21 protein-coding genes and 2 tRNA genes are annotated in these 19532 nt (G+C 48.0%); 3 read left to right on the top strand and 20 right to left on the bottom strand.

Annotated features, from left to right (window positions below):
- Positions 1-14: 14 nt before the first annotated feature.
- From CD05_RS0102940 to CD05_RS0102865, 15 genes are all read right to left on the bottom strand, one after another.
- A complete protein-coding gene (locus CD05_RS0102940) occupies positions 15-1421 on the bottom strand; it encodes a radical SAM protein (protein WP_028509238.1) in 1407 nt (468 codons plus the stop codon).
- A complete protein-coding gene (locus CD05_RS0102935) occupies positions 1422-1778 on the bottom strand; it encodes a hypothetical protein (protein WP_028509237.1) in 357 nt (118 codons plus the stop codon). It abuts the gene before it with no gap.
- A gap of 444 nt (positions 1779-2222) precedes the next feature.
- The gene (locus CD05_RS19410; RefSeq protein ID WP_051588788.1) at positions 2223-3164 is read right to left on the bottom strand and encodes a hypothetical protein; all 942 of its coding nucleotides are present in this window, start codon (positions 3162-3164) and stop codon (positions 2223-2225) included.
- Between the two features lie 113 nt (positions 3165-3277).
- Positions 3278-4159 carry a methylenetetrahydrofolate reductase [NAD(P)H] gene (metF, locus tag CD05_RS0102920; RefSeq protein WP_028509235.1) on the bottom strand — a complete coding sequence of 294 codons (882 nt, stop codon included), beginning with the start codon at positions 4157-4159 and terminating at the stop codon, positions 3278-3280.
- Positions 4146-6419 (bottom strand): 5-methyltetrahydropteroyltriglutamate--homocysteine S-methyltransferase, encoded by a 2274-nt coding sequence (gene metE, locus CD05_RS0102915; protein ID WP_028509234.1) that lies wholly within the window; start codon positions 6417-6419, stop codon positions 4146-4148. Before metE ends, metF begins: the two co-directional genes overlap by 14 nt.
- A 141-nt stretch (positions 6420-6560) precedes the next feature.
- Entirely contained in the window at positions 6561-7478 is a 918-nt protein-coding gene (locus CD05_RS0102910) for a LysR family transcriptional regulator (RefSeq protein WP_028509233.1), read from the bottom strand.
- 958 nt (positions 7479-8436) lie between these two features.
- Entirely contained in the window at positions 8437-9201 is a 765-nt protein-coding gene (locus CD05_RS0102905) for a hypothetical protein (RefSeq protein ID WP_028509232.1), read from the bottom strand.
- A 55-nt stretch (positions 9202-9256) separates the two neighbouring features.
- Complete coding sequence (locus CD05_RS0102900; RefSeq protein WP_156947271.1) at positions 9257-10582, bottom strand: hypothetical protein; 1326 nt, start codon at positions 10580-10582, stop codon at positions 9257-9259.
- A gap of 391 nt (positions 10583-10973) precedes the next feature.
- A tRNA-Leu gene (locus CD05_RS0102895) sits at positions 10974-11058 on the bottom strand.
- 27 nt (positions 11059-11085) lie between these two features.
- Positions 11086-11160: transfer RNA gene (locus CD05_RS0102890), tRNA-Arg, on the bottom strand.
- Positions 11161-11448: 288 nt separating this feature from the next.
- Positions 11449-12468, bottom strand: a complete 1020-nt coding sequence (locus CD05_RS0102885; RefSeq protein ID WP_028509230.1) for a hypothetical protein — start codon at positions 12466-12468, stop codon at positions 11449-11451.
- Entirely contained in the window at positions 12446-13567 is a 1122-nt protein-coding gene (locus CD05_RS0102880; RefSeq protein ID WP_028509229.1) for a hypothetical protein, read from the bottom strand. The genes CD05_RS0102885 and CD05_RS0102880 overlap by 23 nt, the downstream gene beginning before the upstream one ends.
- Positions 13564-13896 (bottom strand): PadR family transcriptional regulator, encoded by a 333-nt coding sequence (locus CD05_RS0102875; RefSeq protein ID WP_028509228.1) that lies wholly within the window; start codon positions 13894-13896, stop codon positions 13564-13566. Before CD05_RS0102875 ends, CD05_RS0102880 begins: the two co-directional genes overlap by 4 nt.
- 132 nt (positions 13897-14028) lie before the next feature.
- Positions 14029-14295 (bottom strand): hypothetical protein, encoded by a 267-nt coding sequence (locus CD05_RS0102870; RefSeq protein WP_028509227.1) that lies wholly within the window; start codon positions 14293-14295, stop codon positions 14029-14031.
- 34 nt (positions 14296-14329) lie between these two features.
- Positions 14330-14806 (bottom strand): metallophosphoesterase, encoded by a 477-nt coding sequence (locus tag CD05_RS0102865; RefSeq protein WP_028509226.1) that lies wholly within the window; start codon positions 14804-14806, stop codon positions 14330-14332.
- A 121-nt stretch (positions 14807-14927) separates the two neighbouring features.
- Between CD05_RS0102865 and CD05_RS0102860 the strand changes: the two genes are divergently transcribed.
- Genes CD05_RS0102860 through CD05_RS0102850 form a run of 3 tightly spaced genes read left to right on the top strand, consistent with a single transcriptional unit; the run spans position 14928 to position 15851 of the window.
- Positions 14928-15170 (top strand): hypothetical protein, encoded by a 243-nt coding sequence (locus CD05_RS0102860; protein ID WP_037322762.1) that lies wholly within the window; start codon positions 14928-14930, stop codon positions 15168-15170.
- Between the two features lie 2 nt (positions 15171-15172).
- Positions 15173-15583 (top strand): hypothetical protein, encoded by a 411-nt coding sequence (locus tag CD05_RS0102855; protein WP_051588787.1) that lies wholly within the window; start codon positions 15173-15175, stop codon positions 15581-15583.
- Entirely contained in the window at positions 15567-15851 is a 285-nt protein-coding gene (locus CD05_RS0102850; protein ID WP_028509223.1) for a hypothetical protein, read from the top strand. The genes CD05_RS0102855 and CD05_RS0102850 overlap by 17 nt, the downstream gene beginning before the upstream one ends.
- On the opposite strand, the gene nth is transcribed toward CD05_RS0102850, so the two are convergent.
- The 5 genes from nth to CD05_RS0102825 are packed head-to-tail and all read right to left on the bottom strand — an operon-like array spanning position 15834 to position 19515.
- Entirely contained in the window at positions 15834-16475 is a 642-nt protein-coding gene (nth, locus tag CD05_RS0102845) for an endonuclease III (RefSeq protein WP_028509222.1), read from the bottom strand. The two genes, CD05_RS0102850 and nth, sit on opposite strands and share 18 nt — an antisense overlap.
- A 13-nt stretch (positions 16476-16488) precedes the next feature.
- Positions 16489-17286, bottom strand: coding sequence for a Bax inhibitor-1/YccA family protein (locus tag CD05_RS0102840; protein WP_028509221.1), 798 nt, complete (start codon positions 17284-17286; stop codon positions 16489-16491).
- Positions 17283-17756, bottom strand: coding sequence for a hypothetical protein (locus CD05_RS17215; RefSeq protein ID WP_051588786.1), 474 nt, complete (start codon positions 17754-17756; stop codon positions 17283-17285). The genes CD05_RS0102840 and CD05_RS17215 overlap by 4 nt, the downstream gene beginning before the upstream one ends.
- A gap of 53 nt (positions 17757-17809) precedes the next feature.
- The gene (locus CD05_RS0102830; protein ID WP_028509220.1) at positions 17810-19066 is read right to left on the bottom strand and encodes an adenosylhomocysteinase; all 1257 of its coding nucleotides are present in this window, start codon (positions 19064-19066) and stop codon (positions 17810-17812) included.
- A gap of 2 nt (positions 19067-19068) precedes the next feature.
- Complete coding sequence (locus CD05_RS0102825) at positions 19069-19515, bottom strand: acyl-CoA thioesterase (protein ID WP_028509219.1); 447 nt, start codon at positions 19513-19515, stop codon at positions 19069-19071.
- Between the last annotated feature and the right edge of the window lie 17 nt (positions 19516-19532).

Here is a 19532-nt window from a genome sequence, read left to right as displayed (position 1 = left end):
GGTCCTTTCAGGTTTTACGTTTCAAGCTCTGCAACTGACGTGGTGTTCGTCCAGCCGGACATCGTCTTAACGCATTTTTGATACCAGCCGTTTTCAAAGAACAGGCACTTTGTTATGTCCGTATCGTTAAGGTTCAGCCTGTCAGCAGAGTATAGTCCGCCCAGTGCAGGGCAGCCGCCGTTGCAGTATGGGAAAAATCTGCACGCATCACATTTGGGGTTATTCTTTCTGCGCTTGTGCAGGTTTGTGCAGACTATCTTCATATAATCGCTCTCAGCAAGCAGCTCTTTAAGGCTCGTCTTGTGCAGGTTGCCAAGATGTATGCCGTTTTCTTCAAAGTAGCCGGACATTTGCAGGCAGGGCACTATGTCGCCGGAAGATGTGATGCCTACAAGCCCTCTTATCCCCTTGCAGACAGGCGCTGTAGGCTTGTATTTGCCGCTCGGACACAGCACCGGCTGAATGCTGTAGCTTCTGGTCTCAGGGTGTGCGCTCATAAACTGCCATAGTGTCAGTTCCATTGTCATACCGCTGTTTTTATACTCGCCAATAAAGCCGAGCATAGCCTCATAGTATTCCTCAAATGTAAGACAGCTGCCGGGCGAGTTTTTCTCCCAGCGTGGGGCTTCGGTCGTGCGGATAAGCCGCAGGACAGATACGCCCATGTCATTGAGCTTTCTTGCTGTAGGGATAAGCGTGTGCAGGTTTCTTTTGTTCACCTGTGTCTGCGACATTACCTTAAAGCCGTTTTTTATGCAAAGCTCCATAGCGGCAAGAGTACGCTCCTCAGCGCCCTTGCGGTCACGCATCCAGTCGTGGCAGCCTATGCCGTCAAAGGATATTTTCATAAGCGGGTCGCAGCCTATCTCCTTAAACTCATCAAGTACCTGCTGAGTGATAAAAAAGCCGTTGGTGTTTAGCTCTCTTATAAACATATCCCTGCTGTAGATCGCCTTAACGATATCCATAAAGTGTGGGTGCAGCATAGGCTCACCGCCTGTTATCGTAATGCCCTCTATACCGCAGTCCCGTGCCTGGTCGAGCAGGTCAAGAGCTTCTTCGTACTTCCATTCGGTCATCAGGGGCGCATTGTCTGCCGCATTGAAGCAATGCAGGCAGTTGTAGTTGCACTTGCCTGTTATCATGAAATTCATCATCGGGAAATAGCGGTGGCTGTAGGTCTTAAGCCTTGACCATTCACGGGGGTGCTCGCCCTTTTCGCAGGGCTCGATAAGGCCCTTTGCTAAAAGCCGGCTTACAAGCTCGCTTTCTTCTATATCCTGCTCACCGTCGCAGCGGTCAAGCAGCTCAAACTCCTCCTCGCTAAGGGCTTTTGCGTAGGGGTCGTTCTTTATGTAGTACGCCCTTGGGACAAACTGCCAGCTGCGCAGGGCTATGTTGTCTTTTACTCTGAAATACATTTATCTCATTTCCTTACGCATATAATCACTGCAATATTCGTAGTTCTTCTGACAGACAGGGCAGATTTTAATGGTCGTATAATACGTTCCTTCATGCTGTTTGCCGTCAGAGGGTGCATACACATGGGGATAGGCGGAGTTTTCTTCACTCATTACGGAATTGCAGGTGTTGCACACCCATGTCTCGGTCTTTGAGCAGCCGACTGCTACCATTTCGAGCACGTCCTCAGGCAGCTCTAAGTTGTTATCGGCTATAAAAGTGTCAAGCTCATCTCTGGTCTTGCACTGTCTTGCCTTTTGCTGCAGCTCGGGTGATAAGTCCTTGATGTATTCTTCTAAACTGAATTCGTTTGTCATAGAAAAACCGTCCTTGTTGCGATGCTTTTTAGGGCAACACCGCACGAAGATTGTGCGCAAATTGCGCAGTCAGCTTTTTCGTCAGATTGCACAGATTTTCCGAAGGAATACTACCGTATTTCAAGGAAAAAAAGTGTAATATGACGGAAAAGATGCAAGTAAGTTGCGTACAAAGCCTTCAGGCGGTCTTTGTGCGGTGTTGCCTTAGTGCTTTAGCCGTCATTTTTTAGGTGTTACAACACTTATGCATACTGTACTATTTATAATACCCTCCAAACCGGGCAAATGGGTGCAGAATTTCCAAAAATTTTTTTCTATCGTACCACAAATATGGCAATTTGCCTTCCGGCTTTGCTTTATAAGCCCACAGCACCGTTTTTTTCAATAAAAAGAAAGCCCGTTTGCCAAAAAACGAGCTTCCTCTTTATTGTGAAAGGGTGGAGTTTATTTCTTTCTCTTGACCGCTGCAACAGCTGCAAGTATTATAACTGCGCCGGCGACTGTGCTGTGAACGCCTGTCACAGGATTTGATGTAACAGCGCCCTGAGATGCAGGAGCTGTAGCTGTAACAGTCTCGCTGCCGGAAAGTGTTGCGCCGTCAGCTTCGCCGTCCACTGCGTCTTCTGCCTGCTCATCGTCAGCAGCTTCGTCGGCAGCTGTCTCATCGTCTTCTGCCTCTGCTTTTTCATCTGATAAGTCGTTTTCTGCATCTACCACCTCAGTGTCGTCTGCTCTGTCAACGTCGGCTGTCTCGGTATCGTCTGCGGCTTCTGCGTCGGCATCGGCAGGCTGTGTGTCTTCTGTGGTCGTGTCTGTATCAGCTGACCGTGTTTCCTCTGCTGTATCAGCATCGGCAGGCTTTATCTCCTCTGCAGAAGCAGTCTCCTCAGCGGTGGCTTCGTCCTCGTGACTTACCTGTTCAACTCCTTTCTCAGACTCAGCAGCCGGCTCGGCTGTGTATGTTCCGTCCTCAGTAACGTGGATATAGTTCTTGTGGCAGCCCGAGCCCATCCAGCAGGTAAAGAGTATATCGCCTGTCTCCTCGGCTGTGAATTCATAGATAAAGTTTCTGCCCTGCTTTAAAACGATGTGGCCTTCTTCCTTGTTGTGTGTGTCTGTGCCGAAGCCAAGGCCTGGAATCTTTACGGTAGCGCCGCACCCCCTGGGTGTAACGTCCTCAGGCACATCAACATACCACCTTATCTTCTCGCCTGCCTTAACGGATATATCGCCCTTCCACAGGTCGGAATAGGCGGTTACGAGCTCTGTTTCACCGTCCTCTGCCGATGCCTTGACCGGTGTTGCTATAAGTACCGAAACTATTAAGGCAACACCGCACGAAGATTGTGCGCAAATTGCGCAGTCAGCTTTTTCGTCAGATTGCACAGATTTTCCGAAGGAATACTACCGTATTTCAAGGAGAAAATGTGTAATATGGCGGAAAATATGCAAGTGGATTTGGTACAAAGCCGTCAGGCAATCTTTGTGTGGTGTTGCCTTTATGCCCTCATGCCTGTGCTCACCATGATAAGGCTCTGCACAGCGTCATATATGCGGTGTGCGATGTCAGTGTCATTCATCGTGTAAAGATGTATTCCGCTCACACCGTCAGTGATAAGGTCGGTTATCTGGTCGATAGCGTAGGCGATGCCTGCATCACGCAGAGCCACAGGGTCATCACCGTAGCGGTCGAGCATCTGGCGGAATTTCTTAGGTAGCTCAACTCCGCAAAGGCTTACCATGCGCTCTATCTGCCGCCTGTTAGTCACAGGCATTATGCCGGCTTCTATAGGCACATCTATGCCGGCAATGAGCGTTTTCTCATAGAAACGGTAGAAGTATTCATTGTCAAGGAAAAGCTGTGTTATCAGGTGGCTTGCGCCCTGGTCTACCTTGTATCTCAGATGCTTTATGTCATCAGCCGCAGATGCGCTCTCGGGGTGGACTTCGGGATAGCAGGCTGCTATTATGTTGAAGTCGTAGTTTTCCCTGATAAATGTTATCAGGTCACTTGCGTGCTCAAAGTCGCCGTGAGGGGTGTCGCCCTCTCCCCTGTCGCCACGCAGAGCAAGGATATTCTCTATGCCGCTTTTCTGCATACTGTCAAGGATATCTGCCGCCTGCTGCTTTGTAAGGCCGATGCAGGGCAGATGTGCAGCACTTGTGACACCGTATAGCTGCTGTATATCAGATGCGATGCCTATAGTCCTGCTGCCGTTTTTGCCGCCGCCTGCGCCGTAGGTAACGCTTATAAAATCCGGGCAGATATCGGTAAGGCCGTCAAGTGTTTTATATATCACGCTCTCATCAGCCCCAGGCTTTGGGGGGAATATCTCAAGCGAAAAGACTGTCTTCTCTTTAAAAATATCAGCTGTTCTCATTTCTTACCTCTTTTGCTGCCGCAACAAGGTTTTCAAGGCTCGGAACTGTCTCCTCGGTGCCTCTTGTCTTAAGTCCGCAGTCGGGGTTTATCCACAGCTTGTCAGCGGATATGCGCCCGAGCATCTTGTTTACGGCTGTCTTTATCTCATCCTTTGAAGGCACTCTCGGTGAATGGATGTCATACACACCGGGGCCGACCTCTGTGCGGAAGCTGTTCTCCTTTAACACATCAAGGATAGTCAGGTCAGAGCGTGATGCTTCAAAGGTTATCACGTCTGCGTCCATATCGTCTATGTCCTTGATTATATCTGCAAACTCGCTGTAGCACATATGCGTGTGTATCTGTGTTTGTGGCTTTACACCGCTGTGGACATACCGAAACGCCGGTATCGCCCAGTCAAGATAATCCTTGTGCCAGTCAGCACGGCGAAGCGGCAGCTTTTCACGCAGGGCAGCCTCGTCTACCTGAATAATGCTTATGCCGTTTGCTTCAAGGTCGAGCACCTCCTCACGGATAGCGTGTGCTATCTGGAAAGCACTTTCCTTAAGTGTTATATCCTCTCTCGGGAACGACCAGTTGAGTATCGTCACAGGGCCTGTGAGCATACCCTTCATGGGCTTGTTTGTAAGGCTCTGCGCATACTTTGACCAGCGTACTGTCATAGGTCTTGCACGGGAGATATCACCCCAGATAACAGGCGGCTTGACGCAGCGTGTGCCGTATGACTGCACCCACGCTTTTTCTGTGAAGATATAACCGTCAAGGCACTCACCGAAGTATTCCACCATGTCGTTTCTTTCATACTCGCCGTGAACGAGCACATCAAGGCCTATCTCCTCCTGAAGCGATACACACTCGGCTATCTTCTTCTCGATAAACTGCTCGTATTCGGCCTGTGTTATCTCGCCCTTGCGGCGTGCTGCACGGTTTGCCTTGACCTCCTTTGTCTGGGGGAACGAGCCGATAGTCGTTGTCGGGAAAAGCGGCAGCTTAAAGCGCTCCTTCTGTATCTTTTCACGCTCGGCAAACTCAGGCAGTCTTGTAAAGTCCTTCTCACCAAGGCTTGCGACTTTCTGTCTTACTGCCTCGTTGCCCTCTATCCTGCTGCCGCTGTGAAGTGCGGCGTTGCGTACAAATTCCGCTGTTTCCTCAGGCTTTTCTGCCAGCACCAGCTTCTTAAGCTCGGCAAGCTCTGTGAGCTTTTCAGCGGCGTATGCAAAGTGCTTCTTGATATCGGCAGAGAGCTTGCTCTCGTTGTCAAGAGTGCAGGGAACGTGCAGCAGCGAGCATGATGTGCCAAGCACGATATCATCAGTAAAGCCCCTGAGCTTGGCTATTATATCAAGTGTTCCGGCGTAGTTGTTGCGCCAGATGTTCTTGCCGTTTACCACACCTGCAAAGAGCACTGTTCCTGTCGGGAAGCCGTATTTACTTATAAGGTTTAACGACTCCTTGCCCTCGACAAAGTCAAGGCCTATGCCGTCAAAGTCAAGAGCGCACAGCTCGCTGTAGCAGTCACGCACATCGCCGAAGTATGTCTGAACGAGCACCTTTACGCCGTGCTTGTCAGCAAGTATCTTTTCATAAATCGACTTGAAAAGCGATATATCCTCAGCTGTCATATCAGTAACGAGCGAGGGCTCATCAAGCTGCACCCACTCAGCGCCGAGGGCAGCGAGCTTTTCAAGAAGCTCTGTGTATGCCTTTGCTGCCTGCTCTGCAAAATCTTCCGCCTTTTTGCTGCCCTTGTATCTTGCGAGCTTTAAGAACGTGTATGCACCGATGATAACGGGCTTTGTCTTGACGCCGCTTTCAAGAGCCTCTGAAAACAGGTCAAACGGCTTGCTGCCATTAAGCTTTATCTCTGTTTCGTCGTCTATCTCAGGCACGATATAATGATAGTTGGTGTTGAACCACTTTTTCATGGCAAGCGCTCTTACATCGCCCTTATCGCCCTGATAGCCCCTTGCCGCCGCAAAGTATGTATCAAGCTCAGAAAGCCCGAGCGATGTGTATCTTTCAGGCACGGCACCAAGCAGGAAAGCCGTATCGAGCACGCCGTCATAGTATGAGAAATCATTTGACGGTATATAGTCAAGTCCGCTGCTTTTCTGTATGGCAAGGTCGTGCTGCCTTATCTCTTTTGCAGTCCTTTCGAGTTCATCAGCTGTTATCTCTTTTCTGAAATATTTCTCGCTTGCAAATTTCAGTTCACGCAGATCACCTATCCTTGGGTATCCGATTATTGTTGTCTTCATTTCCTATTCCTCCTGTATGATTACTACGTTTACTATTATAACACACATTTCTGAAATGTGTTAATATATAATAATCATACAGTGCGATAGCTTTTGGCTATATCAGGGCAAAAAGAAACGGCTGCATGAAACAGCCGCATATCATTGATCCGGTGAGTAATTTGAAATGTATCTATTAAGGTGTTCAAGATAGCTCTGTGTCATAGCGTTCATGGGGCGGTCGTTGGTGATTATGTAGCCTATCTCCATGCGCTCGTCGCTTTCAAGGGGGATTGATACGATATTGTCACCGTTAAGGTCAGAACTCAGCACGCCTGATGAGATAGTATATCCGTCAAGGCCTATGAGAAGGTTAAAAAGCGACGCTCTGTCTGAAACTATGATATTCTTGGGGCTCTGCTCGGTGATGTGCAGCTCCTCGGCGAAGTAGAAGGAATTCTTGACGCCCTGGTCGTATGTCAGCCTCGGGAATTCCCTCAGGTCTTCAAGTGTGACGCTGCTGCGGCCGACAAGCGGGTTATTCTTGCTAACAAAAACGTGCGGCTTGGCAGTGAACAGCGTTTCAAACTTAAGCTCCTCGCTCTGGAGAATATGCCTAATCACCTCACGATTGAAGCTGCTTAAGAAAAGCACGCCTATGTCGCTGCGGTGAGTGCGCACGTCTTCGATTATCTCGGCAGTTTTGAGCTCACGCAGGGTGAACTCATACTTATCCTTGCCGTATTCACGCACGAGCTCTACAAACGCATTGACCACAAAGGCGTAATGCTGCGACGACACGGCAAACACCCTGTTCGGGGGCGGTGCGGATTTATACTCGCTTTCAAGCAGCTGCGTCTGCTCGATTATCTGCCTTGCATAGGAAAGAAATCTTGACCCCTCCTCTGTAAGATACACTCCCCTGTTGCTGCGTGCAAATATCGTGATGCCCATTTCCTTTTCAAGCTCGGCGACCGACTTTGAAAGGCTTGGCTGTGCTATAAAAAGCCGCTGTGCCGCCATTGTGATAGAGCCTGTCTCGGCTATCTCTATTATATATCTAAGCTGTTGTAATGTCATATTATTGCTCTCCTTGTAAAACTACAATGATAATTATACCGCAGACAAGGCGTTATGTCAACTATGCTCAAGGGGAATGATATACCTTTCTCACAAATTCGGGTTAGTTATCGCTAATCGTTTTCGTTATTTCGCCAAATTTAACGTCGGAGAGATAAATTTTCTTGACTTTGTATTAAATAACGTGTATAATAAAAGCATAAGGTTAGCTGATGCTAACCGCCATAAATAAGATAACGTGATACACTCCTCATATAATAAGCAGAAGCCGTCGGGAACACTCCCGGCGGCTTTTGCTGTTAGCATAGCATTCATCAAGTGCTGCCCGTTTCATAAAAAGCGAAAGACCTGTATGCTTATATCCGGCATACAGGCCTTTATTTGATAATCAGCTGTTTGTTTTAGGCAATACCGCACGACCCCTGTGCGTCAGATGCGACGTCTAGATTTTCGTCAGATTGCACAGATTTTCCGAAGGAATACTACCGTATTTCAAGGAAAAAATGTGTAATATGACGGAAAAGATGCAAGTAAGTTGCGTACAAAGCCTTCAGGCGTTCTTTGTGCGGTGTTGCCCCTCATAAAAATCAAGTTGACAAAAGCCTTTATGGAGTATATAATATATACAGGTAGTTTATATAAAACACCCACCCGCTAAGTGGGAGAAGCTGCTTGCAGCCCACCCCCCGTATAGTTCAGTGCAAGAACACCCTTCCCCTCACGAAGGGACTACGGCGGTTTGATTCCGCCTGCGGGGGTCAGCATAAAAGTTTCCGCTCTCCGGTTTTCCGGGGGGCGGTTTTTGATACACATAGCCTGCACAGAAGGACACATTTTTTTCAAAGCAGTATAGGTGCTAATGTGCCTGATAGGGTGGCTTTGATATGATATACGATGACCCCCACCGGATATAAGCTCCGGTGGGAGCAGTCATTTCAGAACACATTCTGATATTTGTTTACGGTGATATGACCGGAATGGTCACAGTATCCCCTGCCGAGATATCACTGCGGCTCTGGAATGTCAGATAAGACTTGTCCGTGTCGAATACAGTAACATTGGCTGTGACCGCAGCATCGCTTGCCGAAGCAGTCACATCATATGCCGATATAGTTATATCTTCAGCTATCACATAGGTAGGTGATGCCTTATTCTGAACGGTATTCGTATCCTCAGGATAATAATAGTATTGCAGTATCACAGTGTCAGAAGCTGTATTTGCGAAGTATACGCTGCATACCCGTGCATTCGATAGTGTCAGGTGCTCTGCATCTGCACCGTAATAGTATGTCACGCTGCTGCCTTCTGTGATACGCCGTGCCGCCACGGTTCCTGCATAGTCAATGACTGTGACAGTCTCGATCATCTTAGTCTCTGATGAACTTGTATCATCCAGCTCAGGATATGAGGTGACCGTCAGGCCTTCGCTTGTGAATTCAATGCTGCCGGTCTGCGATACGGGAATAGCATATGCCTTGAACTCATCGTCACTGAACCTGACTCCGGCAGGCATCTGATAAGTCGTAGTCGTTATCTCCATTTTCTCATAAGTGAGCACAGAGTCGCCCTGATGCGTGGAAATATCCAGATAAAGCAGATAAGCACCGTTACTGCCTGATACAGAGCCGAGCGCATATTCACCTGCATTGACAGGGATCTCGAAATAGTATACCGTATTACTGCGGACACTGTCAGGATCGGTCAGCCATGCTGTATCGAACACCTTTGTACCGCTTGAAGGAGCACTTGCACCGGCATAACGATAGGTATACGTTCCGTCATCGTTTTTGGCTGCCTGTTGTCACAGTGATAGGACGATATGTTGTATCAGATAACTGCACAGTCGTTTCGCCTGATTCATTTGCGGTGCCGGAAACGGTATTATCCTCATATGCTGTGACAGGTGTGCGTGATGAACTCGTCAAAGATACATTTGTGTCTATGTGGCGTGCTTCGAGACGGGCAGTGCCGGAATCCTGGTTGAGCGTCCAGCTATTATTGGAATAAGTAAGATAGTAATTCTTACTGCCGACCAGAATCGTTGAATTAGCCGAAAAATACAAACCATTATCAGTGCTTTGCCACTTAGGCGCAGACCCGTTAACAGCAAGGGTGTAGCTATATGCAAACATGACTGATCGGTTATAATCCAGATATGTACTGCCATTGGCAACTGTAAGACTGTTGTTTTCAAACACCCAGTGTGTTGCATCGTTCAGATCACTTGTTATGCTGAGACTGTTTTCATTCAATAGCATATAGTTATTATCAGTCTTTATGACGTAATAGTAGGCATCTTTCCAGACAAATGCTCCGTTCTCAGAATAAAGCATTTCATCGCCGTTCAGTATCCTGCCGTATTCGTCGATAGTATAGGTGGTATAACAGTTATTGTCTGTATGAACAGCAAGCGTGCCGCCGCTCACGTAGAGATCTGATGCTTCGTTGATATCGCTCGTTGTTGAGAGCGTTCCGCCAACGATGCGTGCATAGTGCCCGTTTCCGTCCGAGATGAGATCAGGAGCCTTGCGTGTCAGGCACCATGCTCTGCCATTGTAGGATACATACCAGTCGCCGCTGTATATCTCATTGGCTGTGCTGTCGATGCTCCATGATGTTGCGCCGGAGCTCTGGATAAGCTCAAGCGTGTTGTTTGACGATCTGTTGAGATAGCAGCTGTTATTGCTTATCGACGTGCTGTTCACTGTCCACGTAGTTACAGACGCAGGGATTTCGGCATCTGCCGCTGCCGCCTGATGACCCAATGTATTATTGTCATTTATCAGGTAGTAATATGTATAAGTGCTGCCGTTTTGCAATACTGTATAGATCCTGCCGTTCGTATCGACTGCCCATTCGGTCGCCTGAGAAATATTCGTGGTATTTGAGAACCCGGAACCATTGAACCTCAGAAAGTTGCTGCCCTGATGTATATAGTAGGCAAGATCAATGTACTGCGTTGTTGTGGTCAGCGTTCTTTGTTCCTCATGCTGTGAGCTGCCGTAGAGATACATATAATCGTGTGTATTTGTGCGTTTAATAAAGGCAACACCGCACGAAGATTGTGCGCAAATTGCGCAGTCAGCTTTTTCGTCAGATTGCACAGATTTTCCGAAGGAATACTACCGTATTTCAAGGAAAAAATGTGTAATATGACGGAAAAGATGCAAGTAAGTTGCGTACAAAGCCTTCAGGCGGTCTTTGTGCGGTGTTGCCATAATAACCTCATCATATACTATACCACTATCAGACAGGTATTTCAATGCACATATTTGATAGAATCGTTTAAAAACATTTAGGTATAATGTCAATATTTTTATATACAATCAATGGCATTTGTTTATTTGTTTTAATTATTAACCAAAACACAGTGACCTGTCAAGACAATTGGAAATACTACGCCAAAGCACCAAGGCAAGCAGACCCAAAATCCCAAAACAGGCAAAACAAAAAGCCCCGAAACAGCGCATTTACGCTATTTCAGAGCTTTATTTCTGGTGCGGATGACAGGACTTGAACCTGCACACCTTACGGCATCAGAACCTAAATCTGACGTGTCTGCCAATTTCACCACATCCGCAAAAAAAGTGACCCACATTATGGGTCATGGCACCCCCAACAGGAATCGAACCTGTAACTGCCCCTTAGGAGGGGGCTGTTATATCCGTTTAACTATGGGGGCTCAAATACAGCATAAATATTATACCATAACTTGAAACAAAAATCAAGCCCTTTTTCAAAAAAACTTAGAAAAACAAGAAAAGAGGGTTGCCACGCAGCATACCCTCAATTCCATTTGCCCTCATAAGTAACCGTCTCGCCTAACGATTACCGCCAAGAATATTATACCATATTTTCTTTGCTTTGTCAATAGCCGGCTTGTGTGCAGACCTGTCAGCACTTATTTTACAGACTGTTGTATTTCAGATGTTTATTGTACTGTTTTTTGTACATATATCAGACTGCTCTGTCACAGCACCTCGCTGTGATCCATGACCAGATCTCTCACCTCGGCAAGCCCAAGGCCTGTGCGCTCCCTGACAAGGCGAATGGCCTCGATGTTGTTTTTCTGTGCGATGAGCTCTCTTGCACAGGCTCTGTCTTCATAGCTCATGCGCCCTGCTGCCTGACCGAGATACTCCTTGTATTTAGCAGGGTCGGCCTTTCTTTTTAGGCGTTCCTCGTAAGGCGAGCCGGTCGGCTTTGACATCTGCTCCAGCCTTGAACCCACCCATATCAGGTCAGAATGATACTCCGCCAGATCTCTTGCCTCGGCGATGCCAAGCCCCGTTATACGCTGTATCAGCTTGACAGCATCTATCTTTCTCTGCTCGGTCAGCATCTTTGTAAGATGTATCCTGTCATTGAGGGTTATCTTTCCGGCGGCCTTTTCAAGCATCAGCCTGTATTGCATAGGGTCTGATTTTTTGGACTCATTCACAGGCGCAGCCGGGCGGACAATGTTCTGCACTGCCGGCTTTTTCGGTGCTGCCTGCTTGAAGCTTTCTGTTTTGATAAGAGCTTCGATATCATTCACTATCGACTGCTTCTGCTCGTCATTAAGGCAGTTTATCTCAAGGCCTGTTCTGTCATTGCCGTCCTGAAACCAGAGTATTGCGGACTTGTAGTTTGACCTTGTCGAGACGAGCTCATAGGTGTAGCCTGCGTAGCAGTTAAGCGGATAAAACACCTCGCTGCCGTCCTTTTTATATATGCGCAGGCCGCCACGGTAAACGCTTATGTACTGTATATCCACTGCAAAAAGCCTTGCCAGTGAAAATGCTGCCACCGCACCAATTGCAGCGAAGATAAAGAAGCCGCTCACACCTGTGAGGAAAGCTATTTCAAGAATGCTCGCAAATGTCACGCCAAACACCGGCACGGCCACGCAGAGAATGAACAGCAGCGCCCAGATCATCTTGTTATTTTTCACAGTGGGATAGTAGATGTGCTCGTTCTCTCTCTGCTCATATGGCTGCGTGTTCTGCATCTGTTTCCTCGCTTTCTCTGGTGGTGTCGAGCTTGTTTTTGATAAACTGCAACATACTTACGCCCTCGCTCTCGCACTCATCAATTATCTCTCTCGTTGTTTTTTCACCGCTCTTAAAGGTTCGGAGAAAGAACCTTATCAGCAACCCCTCGATAACGGTTATTATTACCGCATAAAGTATCGTGTCGGGCATAGCGCTCTCCATTGCGACCTTTATTATTGAAATAAGTGTGAGTGAGACAGTAGTGACTACAAATATCACATTGCCTGTTTTTTGATTCTTTATCTCATTGCGTACAGCCTTCTCAAAATCCTCCTCTGTCTTGCCATTTCTGAGCATCTTATCAAAGGTCTTTTGCCAGCGCTTCATTGTCATATACTTCAGTTCAGCATCATCAATGCTCTTGTAGTGCGCATCACTGTAAAGCTGCTTGGTGACATTTCTTACAGTGCCGTATGTCCAGTATCTGTATACCGCACGGCACACAAGGAAAACTGTGATATACGCCGCACAGCATATCATATACGGCAGACAGCTGACACTTAAAAAACCGAGCTTGTCTTTATAATGCTTCATCAGCAAGACCTCTGCCACTAACAGCACACCGAAAACGACCACCGTCAGCCCGAGCCACATGTTAGAATCATTCTTCCGGCTCTTTGCAGCACGGGGCGCAAAGACGGTCGATGTAAGTATCGTAAACGCAAAGCCTGTAAGGAAACCGCCTATAATATTCTGCGGTGCAATACTGCCGTGCAGCAGCATTTCTTTGGGGCTGTCAGCTGCAAACACATCAAATGCCGCAAATATGAGCATCAGCACAGCCAGCCTGTAAAGGATAGTGAGATAATTCATCACCCTCTCCTTTGCACCGTATTCGGAAAAGAAGCTGTGCAGAAAGCTCTCGGTGTCCTTGCCGATGATGCTTTGCACCGGCTTGCCGTTTTTCTCGGCGGTGAGCAGTATATCGTAAAGCTCTGTCATCTGCTCCTCTATGCTGTCGCCCGAATAGTTTTTCATGGCAGCGTATGTGCTGACCTTTTTATAAGCCTCTTTATATTCGCCCGTAAGGCCTTTTTCAAGACTGTGGAAATTCATATATCTTCTACTCTCTCGTACAGCAGCCTGCCTGCGCAGCGTGATATACGTTTGTATCTCTCTTTGAAATCTTCAAGCTCGGCCATGCCCTGCTCGGTCATGCTGTAATACTTTCTCACAGGCCCGAGCGGCGACTTTGCCTTGCGGCAGCTTATCAGTCCGCCCTTGTCGAGCCTTGTGATTATCGGATAGAGCGTGCCCTCGCCGATATCCTCAAACCCTGCCTTTGACAGCCTGTCAAGTATCTCATAGCCGTAGGTCTCGCCCTCGGCAATGACAGCAAGTACGCAGCCTTCGAGCAAGCCCTTTAATAGCTGTGCATTATCCATTGCTTCCTCCCCTTTCCGGGTGCGGTACTTTGTATTGCAAAGTACCTTTTGCAAATAATATACCACAACTACTTTGCATTGTCAAGTAGCTGTGGTATAAATTTAATTATTTTTATTATTTGACCAAAGATATCAGAAAAACCTGTCAACTCTCTTTTTGCAGTATGGGCAGGTGGTTATAGGCCATAGCTTCAGGTTCTGCAGCTTGCCGCAGTGAGGGCATCTTACGTTTTTTATGCCGTAAAGGAGCGAATAGCCCATTAAAACAGTGCCTGCGATATACATAATTATAGCAAGCCAGAGCATATCCGCCATGACTATAGAACCTATGATAAAAGGCACAAAGCTGCCAAACAGTATCAGATACATTATACCCTTTGCATGGTTCGGGTCTTTCATAGCTATCACTCACCTTTCATTGGGATATGACATATTATAAGTCAACATGGGCGCACATGATGCCCTTGGGGGTTATGTCGATAAAGGCATAGCTCGGCGGCAGCCCGTCACGTGGCTGGGCAGCGCTTCCGGGGTTTAAAAGGTGTATCCCGTCAACATACTCGTAATTCCTGCAATGCGTGTGGCCGTAGAGCACTATCTTTGCACCCATTTCCTTGGCCTTTAGGCGTATCTTGGCGGTCGTGAACCTCACATCGTGCCTGTGGCCGTGGGTATAGAGTATCTTGACACCGCCGATCACGGCTACATCAGTGCTTAAATACTCCTCGGTGAAGTCGCAGTTGCCGCTGACGCAGAGTATCTGCTTTTCGGGGTAGAGCTCCTTGATATGAGCAAGCTCCTCAAGCCCGTCGCCTAAGAAAATAAAGCAGTCGGCAGAGGTATTGCGCTTGAATATCTTATGCATGGCAGAAAAATGCCCGTGTGTGTCTGAAAACACGATTATTCTCACAGCTTACCCCTCCCCATAATAAAAGAATTATTTAGTATATTATAACATAAAATTATTAAGAAAATATAATACGCCCTTAAACAATAAAAGTGATATTTTTTTAACGAAAGGACAGTGTTTTATGCAGCAATTAGACAACAAAGCCATGCAGGCGCTCATCGCAATGGCATCGAAAAAGCTCGGCACGACGCCTGAGAAGCTACAGCAGCAGATAGAGGACGGCTCGCTTGAAAGAGCTATCAACAATATGTCAGGCGACAGCGGAAAAGTATTGCAGCAGGCGATGAAAGACCCCAAGGCCGCCGAGAGATATTTAAGCTCGCCAAGGGCAAGAAGCATTTACAAAAAGCTCGGAGGTAAGTGACATTGGACGATATTGTATCAAAGCTGCAGGGCGTGCTCGGTGACGAGAATGCCATGGCGCAGATAAGCGAGCTTGCAAAAATGCTTTCCGGCAGCAGCGAGCCTGAGCAGCAAAGCGGCAGCAGCAATGAGGGGCTTTCACAGCTCTCGTCGCTGCTTGGCGGCTCTCCCCCGCCGGGGCAGCAAAGCGGCGGCATAGACCCGGCGACTATGCTCAAGCTCGGCTCGGTGATAAGTGCTGCAACGAGCAACGACGACAGCATCAACCTGCTGCTTGCGCTTAAGCCTATGGTCAGCGAGGAAAAGCAGGCAAAGATAGACAGGGTGATAAGCGTTTTCCGGCTGCTTGCAGCATACCCGGCTCTTAAGGAGAGCGGCCTGCTTGGAGGTGAAGGGCTTGGACTTTTCAAATGATGAGAACCTGAACCGTATGCAGCGTGAAGCTATAGAGCGTGCAAGGGAGATGCACGCTCGTGCCAATTCCTTCATAAGCGGTCAGCGCAGCGACTCACCCACAGCCGCACCGCCGCAGAAAAACAAAAGCACCCCGAAGGAGCTCTTTGACCTCGGCTCTATAAAGATAGACGAGGAAAAGGCTCTTATCGGAATGCTTATTTATATCATTTACAAAAACGGGGGCGATTATAAGCTGCTGCTCGGGCTTTTATACCTTCTGCTTTGATCTGAAGTATGTACACACGTCGCAAAGCTCGCACTCAGCGCATTTCTCGCCTCTTGCCTTACATACGTCACGCCCGAACATCACAAGCCTGTGGCAGAAGTCAGACGAGCGCTCCTTGGGGATAATAGGCCGCAGCTCCTGCTCGACCTTTGCCGGCTCCTTTGACTTTGAGAGCCCTATCCTTCCGCATATCCTGATACAGTGAGTATCGGTAACGATAGCAGGAAGACCGTGAACATCGCCCATGATAAGATTAGCAGTCTTTCTGCCGATGCCGGGCAGAGTGGTCAGCTCCTCAATAGTTTTCGGTATCTCGCCGCCGAAATCTTCAAGCAGCTTTTGGCACATACCCACTATCGACTGCGCCTTGGTCTTATACAGCCCACATGGCATGATGATGCGCTCGATGTCCTTGATATCGGCATTAGCAAAATCCTCAATACTCTGATACTTTGCAAAAAGCTCCTTTGTCACGATATTCACTCTTGCATCTGTACACTGTGCCGAGAGCCTGCCTGCTATCATAAGCTCGTGCGGCTTTGTGTAGACAAGCGAGCAGCGTGCATCGGGATATCTTTCTTCAAGCCTGTCACACACGATGACGGCTTTTTCTTTCTTAGTCATAAACAAACACCTGTCAGTTTCTGCGGTTGAGCCTTGCAAGCAGGCGGAGAAGCCTTACATAGAGATAAACTATGCTCACAACAAGGCCGTATGCTGCATACCACTCATACTGCCTGTCAAGTCCACGCTCTACGACATTCACGATAGTGTCAAAGTCGATTATCAGGAAGAAGCAGGCAAGCGCAACACCGAGCACCGCAAATACTATTCCTAACGGTCCGTTATTAACAGCAGACACCATTCTCACAAGGCCGCTGTTAGGAGCTATGAAGTATATGAGCATATAGATGAGCGAGCCCATGAACATTGTGCCGAACACTGAATAGACGATAGTTCTCATCTGGTCTGTGACCTTAACAAGGCCTGAGAAGTATATGAAAGCCATAACGCCTACAAGCAAAGCTGTGAGCACAAGTGCTTCTATCACGATGCCGCCGTATGCATATGCATAGGTGCGTGAGATAAACGTTACCCAGTAGCCTGTAGCGCAGGCATACACCGACCCGAAAAAGGGTATCGCCATTGGCTTGAATGATGATATCAGTGAAGACACGAGTATTATCACTATACAGCCTATGAATGCCAGCATCTCGGTCTGGTAGATGACAAAATTCTTCTCCTGCGTAGCAATTACTGCGCCCTTATCGGCCAGCATCGAATGCAGCAGGAAAAAGCCTGCTATGCCAAGGCCTATGAGCGCCATAAAGTAGAGCACCTTTGAGAGCACGCCCTTGTATGAAGCACGCTCTGTTTCATAGTAGCCTGCATAGCTATCGAGTTTGTTAAGTATCGGTGAGTTATAATCGTTCATTTTATCGACCCCTCCGTCAATATCTTAAGTTGTCTTATTATCCTGTCGGGGACAGGCTTGTTTATCACAAACGCCTTGTCCTTGAACACGAACACACGCAGAAGCTCATCAAAAAGCATTCCTGCAAGGGTGATGAGCCCCCATTTTAAAGAATACTCTATGCATATCTGCCCACGGTAATTGAGAGCAAGCGATGAGTAATCCCATATCGCAAGGCCGAGGCTTATGTTCAGTATCAGCCCGGCGATGTATTCCACTGCCGTGATGAACAGCGCCCCTGCTGCCATGGCGGTGATTATGAGCATACCGTTCCTGCGCTTTTCGCCCAGGAAGTGTATAAAAAGCATTGCCACGCCGCCTAAAAGACCCATTGTGATATGCGTTCTGCCCCTTGCTATAAGTTCACACAGCCCATAGCAGAAAGCCCCTGTAAAAAACACACATACCCCTTCAAGTCTTGCCCTTGTCAATCAATTCACCGCCCGATTTCATCTCGTATATATTATGTGAGATGAGTTGCGGTTTATTCAACGTTCCAGCTGTTTAAATACCTTTCCTGCTCCTCGGTGAGAGTGTCTATCTCATAGCCCCAGTGACGCAGTTTTTCTCTTGCGACTTCTTCATCAACGCTTTCAGGCACGCCTATCACCATATCGCCAGGCTCATGGCTCTCATTCCTGTGCTGTGCAAGGTAAAGTGCCGAGAGTGCCTGTATAGCAAACGACATATCCATTATCTCTGCCGGGTGGCCGTCGCCGGCAGCAAGGTTTACGAGCCTGCCCTCACCGATAACGTAGAGTGTTCTGCCGTCTTCGAGTGTATAGCCGTCGATGTTGTTTCTTGCCAGGAATTTCTTCTTTGCTATCCTGTCAAGGCCTGCTACGTCTACCTCGCAGTCAAAATGTCCTGCGTTGCAGAGGATAGCGCCGTCCTTCATATTGGCAAAGCTGTCCTCACAGATAACGTCCTTGCAGCCTGTCACGGTCACAAAGATATCACCTGTCTTTGCAGCCTCGGTCATCTTCATCACCCTGAAGCCGTCCATTACAGCCTCGGCAGCCTTTACAGGGTCTATCTCGGTGACGATGACCCTTGCACCAAGACCCTTTGCACGCATCGCAACGCCCTTGCCGCACCAGCCGTAGCCTGCAACGACTACATTCTTGCCGGCAACTATGAGGTTTGTCGTGCGGTTTATGCCGTCCCACACCGACTGGCCTGTGCCGTATCGGTTATCGAAAAGATGCTTGCAGCGTGCATTGTTTACAAGCACCATAGGGAATCTAAGCGCCTTATCCCTGTTCATAGCCATAAGGCGGATAATACCGGTTGTCGTCTCCTCGCAGCCGCCTATAACCTGTGGGATAAGCTCTTTGTACTCGTTGTGGATAATGTTTACAAGGTCGCCGCCGTCGTCTATGATGATGTTGGGGCCTATCTTTACGACCTCAGAGATATGGCTGTGATACTCCTCATCAGTTGCTCCGTGCCATGCGAAGACATTCAGCCCGTCATGCACAAGCGCTGCCGCAACGTCGTCCTGCGTTGAAAGCGGGTTAGAGCCTGTGACATACATCTGAGCTCCGCCTGCTGCGAGCACCTTGCAAAGGTAAGCTGTCTTTGCCTCTAAATGTACAGACAGTGCGACCTTAAGCCCCTCAAAGGGCTTTTCCTTTATAAAGCGCTCCTCCAGGCCGTTTAGCAGAGGCATATTGTGGCGCACCCAGTCTATCTTTCTCTTGCCGCTCTCCCAGAGCGACTCATCTCTTATAATGCTCATTGTTATTCTTCCTTTCCTTTGTCGTCAGTCTGAGGTATCACATACTCATTGAATTTTTCATATATCTCAGGGAATTTCTTTTTTAGGCGCACAGGCACGAGCCTTTCATCGGTAAAGCAGTGGCTCGTGACAGCCTTTACTGCGAGCTTGCCCGTGGTGAGGTTATTTACCTCATACCTGACTGTGAACTTGCAGCCGTTAAAATCAGCAAGGCTGCACACCACCTCGAATTCATCATCGAACCGAAGCGGGAATTTATATTCCAGATTTACCGAAAGCACAGGTATCATGAGCCCCAGCTCCTCTACCATCGTAAACGGCAGCCCGACCTTGCGCATAAGGTCTACCCTTGATTCTTCAAGTATACGCACATAGTTAGAATGGTGAACTATGCCCATTTTATCCGTTTCATAATAATAAGCACGTCTTTTATACGGTGTTGTTTTCATAGCATCACGCTCCTGAG

This window comes from Ruminococcus sp. NK3A76 (assembly GCF_000686125.1).
Taxonomy (GTDB): Bacteria; Bacillota; Clostridia; order Oscillospirales; family Ruminococcaceae; genus NK3A76.
This window is presented reverse-complemented; position numbering and strand designations above follow the sequence as displayed.

What these genes read in the sequence shown, in the direction of transcription:
- CD05_RS0102830 (WP_028509220.1), bottom strand. Translation starts at nt 19,066, where the DNA reads ATGAGCATTATAAGAGATGAGTCGCTCTGGGAGAGCGGCAAGAGAAAG.
- CD05_RS0102885 (WP_028509230.1), bottom strand. Translation starts at nt 12,468, where the DNA reads ATGCAGAACACGCAGCCATATGAGCAGAGAGAGAACGAGCACATCTAC.
- CD05_RS0102870 (WP_028509227.1), bottom strand. Translation starts at nt 14,295, where the DNA reads ATGAAAGACCCGAACCATGCAAAGGGTATAATGTATCTGATACTGTTT.
- CD05_RS0102935 (WP_028509237.1), bottom strand. Translation starts at nt 1,778, where the DNA reads ATGACAAACGAATTCAGTTTAGAAGAATACATCAAGGACTTATCACCC.
- nth (WP_028509222.1), bottom strand. Translation starts at nt 16,475, where the DNA reads ATGACTAAGAAAGAAAAAGCCGTCATCGTGTGTGACAGGCTTGAAGAA.
- CD05_RS0102825 (WP_028509219.1), bottom strand. Translation starts at nt 19,515, where the DNA reads ATGAAAACAACACCGTATAAAAGACGTGCTTATTATTATGAAACGGAT.
- metF (WP_028509235.1), bottom strand. Translation starts at nt 4,159, where the DNA reads ATGAGAACAGCTGATATTTTTAAAGAGAAGACAGTCTTTTCGCTTGAG.
- CD05_RS0102880 (WP_028509229.1), bottom strand. Translation starts at nt 13,567, where the DNA reads ATGAATTTCCACAGTCTTGAAAAAGGCCTTACGGGCGAATATAAAGAG.
- CD05_RS0102875 (WP_028509228.1), bottom strand. Translation starts at nt 13,896, where the DNA reads ATGGATAATGCACAGCTATTAAAGGGCTTGCTCGAAGGCTGCGTACTT.
- metE (WP_028509234.1), bottom strand. Translation starts at nt 6,419, where the DNA reads ATGAAGACAACAATAATCGGATACCCAAGGATAGGTGATCTGCGTGAA.
- CD05_RS0102860 (WP_037322762.1), top strand. Translation starts at nt 14,928, where the DNA reads ATGCAGCAATTAGACAACAAAGCCATGCAGGCGCTCATCGCAATGGCA.
- CD05_RS0102940 (WP_028509238.1), bottom strand. Translation starts at nt 1,421, where the DNA reads ATGTATTTCAGAGTAAAAGACAACATAGCCCTGCGCAGCTGGCAGTTT.
- CD05_RS0102910 (WP_028509233.1), bottom strand. Translation starts at nt 7,478, where the DNA reads ATGACATTACAACAGCTTAGATATATAATAGAGATAGCCGAGACAGGC.
- CD05_RS0102840 (WP_028509221.1), bottom strand. Translation starts at nt 17,286, where the DNA reads ATGAACGATTATAACTCACCGATACTTAACAAACTCGATAGCTATGCA.